This window comes from Methylobacterium symbioticum, assembly GCF_902141845.1.
Taxonomy (GTDB): Bacteria; Pseudomonadota; Alphaproteobacteria; order Rhizobiales; family Beijerinckiaceae; genus Methylobacterium; species Methylobacterium symbioticum.
In genome coordinates, this window is the sequence record NZ_CABFPH010000171.1 from 1 (window position 1) to 7,313 (window position 7,313).

A 7,313-nucleotide genomic window follows, 5' to 3' on the forward strand; every position below is an offset into this window, starting at 1 on the left:
GCGCGGCGGGGCCGGACCGGCCGGCCGCGAGCGCCCTGCCGCCGGGCCTCGGCCCCTGGGGCCACCGCGTCGCCCAGGTGCACGGCCTCGTCTCGGGGCGCCCCTTGCGCGAGGTGTCGCTGCACGACTTCCCGAGCATGGAATACGGCGACAACTTCTTCCTGGCCGGCGGCTACGGCGCCTATCTCGCCCGGCTGGCCGAGGATCTGCCGATCGCCCTGTCGCGGCCGGTGACCGGCATCGACTGGTCGGGCGCGGGCGTCACCGTGGCGACCGAATCCGGGCCCTTGCGGGCGCGGGCGGCGATCGTGACCGTGCCGGTGATGGTGCTGCGGCAGACGATTCCCTTCACGCCCGCCCTGCCGCCGGAAATCCGTGCGGCCATCGACGGCTTCAGCACCGGCATCTACGAGCACGCGGTGCTGCACTGGCCGGGCAGCCCGTTCCGGGGGCCGGACCGCCTCGTCAGCATGGCCGGCGGGCGGCAGGCGCCGCCGGGCCTGCTCTCGCGGATCGACGGCAGCGCCTTCCACTTTTACGAACTCGACACGGTGGGCGCCGCCGCGGTCGATGCGGCCGGTGGCGATGCCGACGCGGCGCGTCGGCACGTGCGCCAGGTGCTGGGCCAGCATTTCCCGGCCGCCGCGCTCCGCGGCCTGACGATTCCCGCGGTCAGCGCGTGGCGCCACGATCCCTGGTCGCGCGGCTCCTGGGCCGTGGTGCCGCCAGGCCATGCGGGTGCGCGCAGCACCCTCCAGGCGCCGGTCTCCGAGCGGATCTGGTTCGCCGGCGAGGCCCTGTCCCGCCTGCAATGGGGGACGGCGGGGGGCGCCTTCGAGGAGGGCAGGCGGGCCGGGCTCGCGGCGGCCGAGCGTATCCGCGCGGGCACAGGGTAGGGCCCGCGAGCGGGCCGGGCAGCCCGCCCGCCTTGCCGGAGAGGCGCGAACATGCATCCCGTTCGAGGCAGGATGTGTGGGAGCCCCGGATGAACTGGGTCGAGGCGATCGGCTATCTCGGCACCGCGCTGACCATCTCGGCCTCGGCCATGAGCACGATGATCCCGCTCCGGATCATCGCGCTGCTGGCGAGCTGCGCCGTCATCACCTACGGCTTCCTGATCGACAGCATGCCCGTCGTGCTGACCGAGATGATCCAGATCCCGTTCAACGCCTTCCGGCTCTGGCAGATGCTGCGCCTCGTGCGCGACGTGGAGAAGGCCGCGGACGGCGACCTCTCCCTCGACTGGCTGCGCCCCTTCGGCTCGGAGCGGCCCTTCGGCGTCGGCGAGGTGCTGTTCCGGAAGGGCGATCCGGCCACCGAGATGTATTACGTCGAGAGCGGCGTCTTCAAAATCCCCGAATACGGGCTCGAGGTGCGCCAGGGCGGCATCGTGGGCGAGCTCGGCCTGCTCTCGCCGGGCAACACCCGCACCGCCTCCCTCGTCTGCGTCGAGGCGGGGCGCGCCCTGTGCGTCTCCTACTCGGACGTCAAGCAGCTCTACTACCAGAACCCGGAATTCGGCTTCTACTTCCTGAAGCTCACCAGCGAGCGCCTGTTCCAGAGCGCACAGATCGACACGGCGAAGAAGGCCGCCCCGGCCGAGGGCGACGTGCTCTGAGAGCCTGATCGAGCGGATCCGGCGGGTCTTCGCCCGAGCCGATCCCCCTCTCGACCTCATCCCGAGGGGGAGTGGCGGGACGAACGCGGCGAGGCGGGCTTCACCGGCGGCGCGTGGCCCCACGCACCGATCGCGTCGCCTCGCCGCGCGGGCTCGGGACCGTGCCGGCGCGGCTCGCGAGCCAGGCACGCCGCGTCTCGATCAGCGCCTTCAGCCGGGCTGCCCGCGTCTCCCGCCGGTTGCAGTCGCAGGGCCAGTCGCAGCTCGGGCTGAGATCGTGCGCGGAGGCGTTTCCCTCGAACAGGCCGACGATCAGCAGGACCACCGAGAGCACGAGCCAGACGACCCCGATCACGGCGAGCGCCGTGACCGGCCAGGCGAGGCCGAGCCCGATGAGCCCCGCCAGCGCGAGCTTGAGCGCGAGCGAGCCGGCGAGCTTCAGCTTGACCAGGGTGAGGAGCGTCGCGCCGGCCCCGAGAGTGCCGCGCAGGCCCCGCAGCACCCGCACACGCAGGCGCTTGCGGGCGGCCAGCACCTCCAGCCGGCCCAACTCCCGCGCGACGCGGATCGCATCGTCCCGAACGCTCTGCCCTCCTGCCGCCACCCGGCCCCTCCCCGTCTGCGCAAGCGCCGGTAATCGAACATCCCGGGGGCTCGCACGGCGTGAGGCTGCACACCCCGGGCGGCGGGACAAGACAGAAGGGGATTCGGCCGCCACGATTCCGTCCATCCCCTGGCCCAGCCTCGGCCGCGATCGGCGCAGGGGAGGAGACGGCATGGCGGCGATGGGGTGGATAGGCCTCGCGGCCGGATTCGGAGCGGCCCTCCTCGGGGCGGGGCCCGCCACGGCCGCGCCGCAACTGGTGCTCGACTACCGCAACCCGCAGGTGTGGGCGCGGTGGCCCAGCTACGCATTGGCCGAGCGTGCGGTGGTCGCCCGCGCCCTGGAGGGGGCGCCAGAGGCGATCCGCAGCGATATGGGCCGGAGCTTCGCGATCCTCGGGGATGCACGGGGCGCCTACACGGCGGCCGGAGTTCGGGAGCGGATCTACCTGATCCAGCGGGCGGCGCCGGTGGCGATCGACCCCTTCCCGAACGCGCCCGCGCCGGTTCTCCTGATCCTGGCCGAGGGCGGCCCGCCCCGCTTCTACCGCCTGACGACGCGATCACAGTTCCAGCGCCTCGTCGCGAGCGCCGACGCCGACCGGGACGGCCGCGACGAGGTTCTGGTCGAATCGACCGTCATGAACATGGGTCAGAGCATCTCGGCGCTGACGGTTCTCCGCCTCGATCCGGAGACGGAGACGGCCCCCGAGGTCCAGACCCTGCCGGAGGTGGTCAGCGAGAGCTGCGAGGCGGGGCGCGGCCCGCGGAACCGCACGGTCTCGGCCATCACCCTCGCCGAGGGCGGCGGCTTCCGGGCGCAGCGCTTCCCCCTGCCCTGCGGCTAGAGCATTTTCTTTCTTGGAACCGGCGACCACTTCCGCGGACAATGCTCGAGCGCCCTCCGACGACGCGGATGCCGACGCGGCGGACGAGAGCACAGGCGAGCGCAGAGAAGGCGCGATGTGGACGGCGGCGATGGCGGCGGGGGCGACGTGTGCTCGAACACAGCCGAGCCGGTGCGTTCCGATGTCAATCGCCACAGACGCAAGCAACGCGTCGCACCAGATATCGGAACTCTACGCATGACAGATTTCACGGCGTCCCGCCTGTCCGACGAGGATCTCGACACTGTACAGGGCGGCATGTCCGGCGCGGGCATCGGCGGCGTGGCCGGCGGCACGCTTGGCGTCATCGGTGTCGGCGTTCTTGCGGTCGGTTCAGGGGTTGTGGCCGTGGCCAGCGCTCCCGTGCTGATCTCCGCGGCGGTCGTCGGCGTTGTCGGCGCCGGGATCGGCGCCGGCGTGGGCAAGGTGGTGGATCTGGTCAGAGGCGCCTGAGAGCCTGTTCGAGCTCACCCTTTCAGGCGGTTGTCGAGGGCGTTGCCGGCCGTGAGGCAGGCGACGCAGGCGAGGCGCCCCGCTGCGACACCGCGGCGGCCAGCACGCTCGCGGTGTCGACCACCCCTGTGGCTGAACCGGCCGAAGGTCCGCCCGGCGGGCACCTCACGAAACGCCCGGCCGCCGAGGGACCTCTCTGAACGTCGCTGCGGCGGAGCCTCGACGGGACCTCACGCCTCGGCGAGCGCCACCGCGCGGGGCGGCGGCAGGTTGGCGCGCAGTTCCCGCGAGACGCCCGGCGACGCCGAGATCGTGCCGAGATTGGCGTAGGTCTCGTGGTTCTTCTCGATCGCCGACAGGTCGTAGAGATAGTTCACCATCAGGCCGTGGGACTGCTTGAGACCCTTCCGCGAGACGTCGCCGAGAAAGTTGATCCGCTCCAGCCGCGCCCCGTTGCCGAGATGGAAGCGGGCCACCGGGTCGAGGGGCCGGCCACGGGGGTTCTTGGCGCGCAGGAAATAGGCCGCCGCCGCCGGGATCAGCGCCTTGCGCACTGCGTCCGCCTTGGCCTTGTCCGTGCACCAGTCGGGCTCGTCGAGGAGGCGCAGCGCCTCCACGTCCTCGCGGGTGAGTCCCTGGGGCGCGTCGGCCCGACGCTCGCGCTCGAGCCAGGCGGAGAAGCCCGGCACCGGCGAGAGGGTGACGAAGGTCTTCAGGCTCGGAATCTCGCGGGCGAGGTCCTCCACCACCTGCTTGATCAGGAAGTTGCCGAAGGTGACCCCGGCCAACCCCTTCTGGCAGTTCGAGATTGAGTAGAAGATCGCGGTGGTGAAGGCCCGGGGCGAGAGCGGCGTGCGCTCCTCGCTGAGGATCGGCGCGATGGCCGGGGCGATCGCGTCGGTGAGGGCAACCTCCACGAAGATCAGCGGCTCGTCGGCGAGGGCCGGATGGAAGAAGGCGAAGCAGCGCCGGTCCTTCGGCTCGATGCGGCGGCGCAGATCCTGCCAGTCGGCGATCTCGTGCACCGCCTCGTAGCGGATGATCTTCTCCAGGATATGGGCCGGCGTGGTCCAGTCGATGTGACGCAGCACCAGGAAGCCGCGGTTGAACCACGAGGCGAAGAGGTGCTCGAAATCGCTGTCGAGGCTCGACACCGCATCGACGAGGTCGGGCGTGCTCGCCGGATCCTCCTGCAGGCTCCTGCGCAGGTCGAACAGATCCTCGCGCATGCGCACCAGGGCGAGCGTGCCGTCGCGGGCGAGGTTGAGGCGGCGGATCAGCTCCTGGCTGCGCGGCTCGGCCGCCTCGTGCAGCCGGCCGAGGCGGGCCCGGGTCGGGTCGGCGCGGTAGGCGGCGATGGCCGCGTCGACCGCGGCGTGGTCGGCGTCGAAATCGACGGCGATGTGGCGCAGGAAGGCGAGGCGCTCGACCTTCGACAGGGTGGCGTAGCGGTCGAGGATCGCTCGGGCGAGCGCCACGCCGGACGCCTCGCCGCGCCGCGAGATCAGATCCTCGCAGAGGCGGACCAGCTCGGACGGGTCGGCCCGTGCGGCCATGTCGCCGCGGGCGATCCCGATCAGATCGCGGCCGCGATCGCTGATCGTCTGCAGGAGATCGCCGAAGAATGAGATCGCCGCCATGCTCCGCCCGACCTGTGACGCTGCCGTGGGCGAGGTCTTCGCCCGGATCGGACGCGTCTCGCGACGATCGCGCCGCCGGCCACGCTGTTCTAAGGCGGCGGCGACGGCCCGGCCAGTGCGGTCGCCGCGTCGGCGCGCGCCCGGTCCTGCATCAGGGACGGACCGCCGCCTCGCCCGCGATCACGGCGCGGTGGGCGCGCTCCCGCCAGTCACCGACGCCGTGCTGGCGGGCGAAGCGCAATTCGGCTGCGCGGAGCGCACGCTCCGGGTCGCGGGCGCGCTGGATGTCCACCGTGCCCACGGTGAACGGGACGCCCAGGATCTCCTTCGAGAAATCGATGCGGTAGTTCGCCACACGGAACTCCCATGTCGTCTTGACTTGAGGCCGCCTCCGCCGCGAATCACCGGGATCCGAGAGGGATTACCCATATGTGAGACGATAATCGCGCGTTCGCCAAGGGCGCGTGGCGCCGATGCGGACGGCGCATGCCTTCGCGGCGGATTCGGCCGTGGACAGAGTTATATGGGAGCGAGGCCGCCGGTCCGGAAGACCGCCGGCCGCCCAGAGCGGCCTCACGGCCCTCGAGCCCCTCCCCGCCCCCGCCTCACGGACGATTCGATGCCATCACTCACCGCGCGTGCGCGCCTCGGGCTGACGCTGATCGCCGGCGGGGCCGTGGCCAACATCTACTACAACCAGCCGCTGCTGGCGCTGCTGGTGGCGGAGTTCGGCGACGGTGCGGCCCTCTGGGTGCCGACCGGCTGCCTCGTCGGCTACGGCCTCGGCATCGTCGGCCTCGTCCCGCTCGGCGACGGCCTGCCCCGGCGCCGGCTGATCGTGGGCCAGCTCCTGGCGCTGGCGCTCGCTCTGGTGGCCGCGGGCCTCAGCCCGAACCTGGCGGCGCTCGCCCTGGCGAGCCTGTTCATCGGCATCCTCGCCTCGGCGGCGCAGCAGGCCGTGCCCTTCGCCGCCGAACTCGCGCCCGATGCGAGCCGCGGGCGCATCGTCGGCCAGGTGATGACGGGGCTTCTCTCCGGCATCCTGCTCGCCCGCACGGTGAGCGGCTTCGTCGGCGCGCATCTCGGCTGGCGGGCGGTCTTCGTGGCGGCGGCGGGCGTCGCCCTCGCCATGGCCGCCATCGCCGCGACCACGCTGCCGCACACGCCGCAGACCAAGCCCCTGCGCTACCGGGCGCTGATGCTCTCGATCCTCTACCTCGCACGCACCCAGCCGGTCCTGCGGCGCGCCAGCCTCGTCCAGGCCCTGCTGTTCGCGAGCTTCAACGCCTTCTGGGTGACGCTGGCTCTGCTCGTCGAGGCGGAGCCGTTCAACCTCACGGCGGCGGGTGCCGGGCTGTTCGGGGTGATCGGCGTGGCCGGCGCGCTCGTGGCGCCGCTGTCCGGCCGCTTCGCCGACACGCGCGGGGCGCGGCCGGTGGTGATCGCCGGCGCCCTCTTCGTGATCGCGGCCTTCGCGGTGCTGTGGGCGGGCGGGCAGAGATCGCTGCTGGTCGTGGCGCTCGGCGTGCTGCTCATCGACATCGGCATCAACGGCGCGCTCATCGCCAACCAGACCCGGGTCTACGCCCTGGTGCCGGGCGCCCGCGGGCGGCTCAACACGGTGCTGTTCGCCACGATGTTCGTGTTCGGGGCGCTCGGGGCCTATGCCGGCTCGCGAGCCTTCCTGCTGGCCGGATGGCCGGGCGTCTGCGCCGTCGGCCTCATCCTCTCAGGCGCCGCCCTCGTCCTCGCCCTGACCGAGCGGCGCTGACCCGTCCGGCTTGAGGATCCGCGAGAGCCGGCACCACTGGTCCTTGCCCGCGGGCAAGCCGAAGCGGAGCAGGTCCGGCCGCTCGGCGAAACGGCGCACGAAGATGCCGGCCTCGCCGAGGCGGCGGAACAGGGCGGCCGCGTCCGGGCAGCGCGCGAGCCGGAACAGGCTGGTTCCGCCGACGACCGCGCAGCCGGCCCGCGCCAGCATCCGATCCAGGCGGCCGGCATCCGCCGCCCGCTCCGCGGACTTCAGCCCGTAGAAGCACAGCTCTTCTGCCAGGACGGCATCGCCCGGATGCGTCAGCGCCATGAGCGAGAGCAGCAAGCCGTGCTGGCCGC

At 72.3% G+C, this 7,313-nt stretch carries 8 protein-coding genes and 1 pseudogene; 5 read left to right on the forward strand and 4 right to left on the reverse strand.

Annotated features, from left to right (window positions below; all coding sequences use genetic code 11):
• The coding region (locus tag MET9862_RS27770) for a flavin monoamine oxidase family protein (RefSeq protein WP_142586140.1) at positions 1-896 on the forward strand (896 nt) is incomplete at its 5' end.
• Between the two features lie 89 nt (positions 897-985).
• Positions 986-1,618: a Crp/Fnr family transcriptional regulator gene (locus MET9862_RS27775; RefSeq protein ID WP_142586141.1), complete on the forward strand. Its 633-nt coding sequence runs from the start codon at positions 986-988 to the stop codon at positions 1,616-1,618.
• A gap of 100 nt (positions 1,619-1,718) precedes the next feature.
• Here the strand turns inward: MET9862_RS27775 and MET9862_RS27780 are convergent, their stop codons facing one another.
• Positions 1,719-2,222 carry a hypothetical protein gene (locus MET9862_RS27780; RefSeq protein ID WP_142586142.1) on the reverse strand — a complete coding sequence of 168 codons (504 nt, stop codon included), beginning with the start codon at positions 2,220-2,222 and terminating at the stop codon, positions 1,719-1,721.
• Between the two features lie 172 nt (positions 2,223-2,394).
• Here MET9862_RS27780 and MET9862_RS27785 point away from each other — a divergent pair, with 172 nt between their 5' ends.
• Positions 2,395-3,069 carry a hypothetical protein gene (locus tag MET9862_RS27785; RefSeq protein ID WP_142586143.1) on the forward strand — a complete coding sequence of 225 codons (675 nt, stop codon included), beginning with the start codon at positions 2,395-2,397 and terminating at the stop codon, positions 3,067-3,069.
• 237 nt (positions 3,070-3,306) lie between these two features.
• The gene (locus MET9862_RS27790) at positions 3,307-3,561 is read left to right on the forward strand and encodes a hypothetical protein (protein ID WP_142586144.1); all 255 of its coding nucleotides are present in this window, start codon (positions 3,307-3,309) and stop codon (positions 3,559-3,561) included.
• Positions 3,562-3,791: 230 nt separating this feature from the next.
• On the opposite strand, the gene MET9862_RS27795 is transcribed toward MET9862_RS27790, so the two are convergent.
• Positions 3,792-5,201, reverse strand: coding sequence for a malonyl-CoA decarboxylase (locus MET9862_RS27795; protein ID WP_142586145.1), 1,410 nt, complete (start codon positions 5,199-5,201; stop codon positions 3,792-3,794).
• Between the two features lie 151 nt (positions 5,202-5,352).
• Positions 5,353-5,556, reverse strand: coding sequence for a hypothetical protein (locus tag MET9862_RS27800; RefSeq protein ID WP_142586146.1), 204 nt, complete (start codon positions 5,554-5,556; stop codon positions 5,353-5,355).
• A gap of 264 nt (positions 5,557-5,820) precedes the next feature.
• Here MET9862_RS27800 and MET9862_RS27805 point away from each other — a divergent pair, with 264 nt between their 5' ends.
• On the forward strand, positions 5,821-6,972 hold the full coding sequence (locus tag MET9862_RS27805; protein ID WP_142586147.1) for an MFS transporter: 1,152 nt from the start codon (positions 5,821-5,823) through the stop codon (positions 6,970-6,972).
• On the opposite strand, the pseudogene MET9862_RS27810 reads toward MET9862_RS27805, so the two are convergent.
• Positions 6,931-7,313: pseudogene (locus tag MET9862_RS27810) on the reverse strand (hypothetical protein); the annotation flags it as partial. The gene MET9862_RS27805 and the pseudogene MET9862_RS27810 overlap by 42 nt on opposite strands.

Coding starts and splice junctions, on each gene's coding strand:
- MET9862_RS27795 (WP_142586145.1), bottom strand. CDS start 5,201: ATGGCGGCGATCTCATTCTTCGGCGATCTCCTGCAGACGATCAGCGAT.
- MET9862_RS27805 (WP_142586147.1), top strand. CDS start 5,821: ATGCCATCACTCACCGCGCGTGCGCGCCTCGGGCTGACGCTGATCGCC.
- MET9862_RS27790 (WP_142586144.1), top strand. CDS start 3,307: ATGACAGATTTCACGGCGTCCCGCCTGTCCGACGAGGATCTCGACACT.
- MET9862_RS27775 (WP_142586141.1), top strand. CDS start 986: ATGAACTGGGTCGAGGCGATCGGCTATCTCGGCACCGCGCTGACCATC.
- MET9862_RS27785 (WP_142586143.1), top strand. CDS start 2,395: ATGGCGGCGATGGGGTGGATAGGCCTCGCGGCCGGATTCGGAGCGGCC.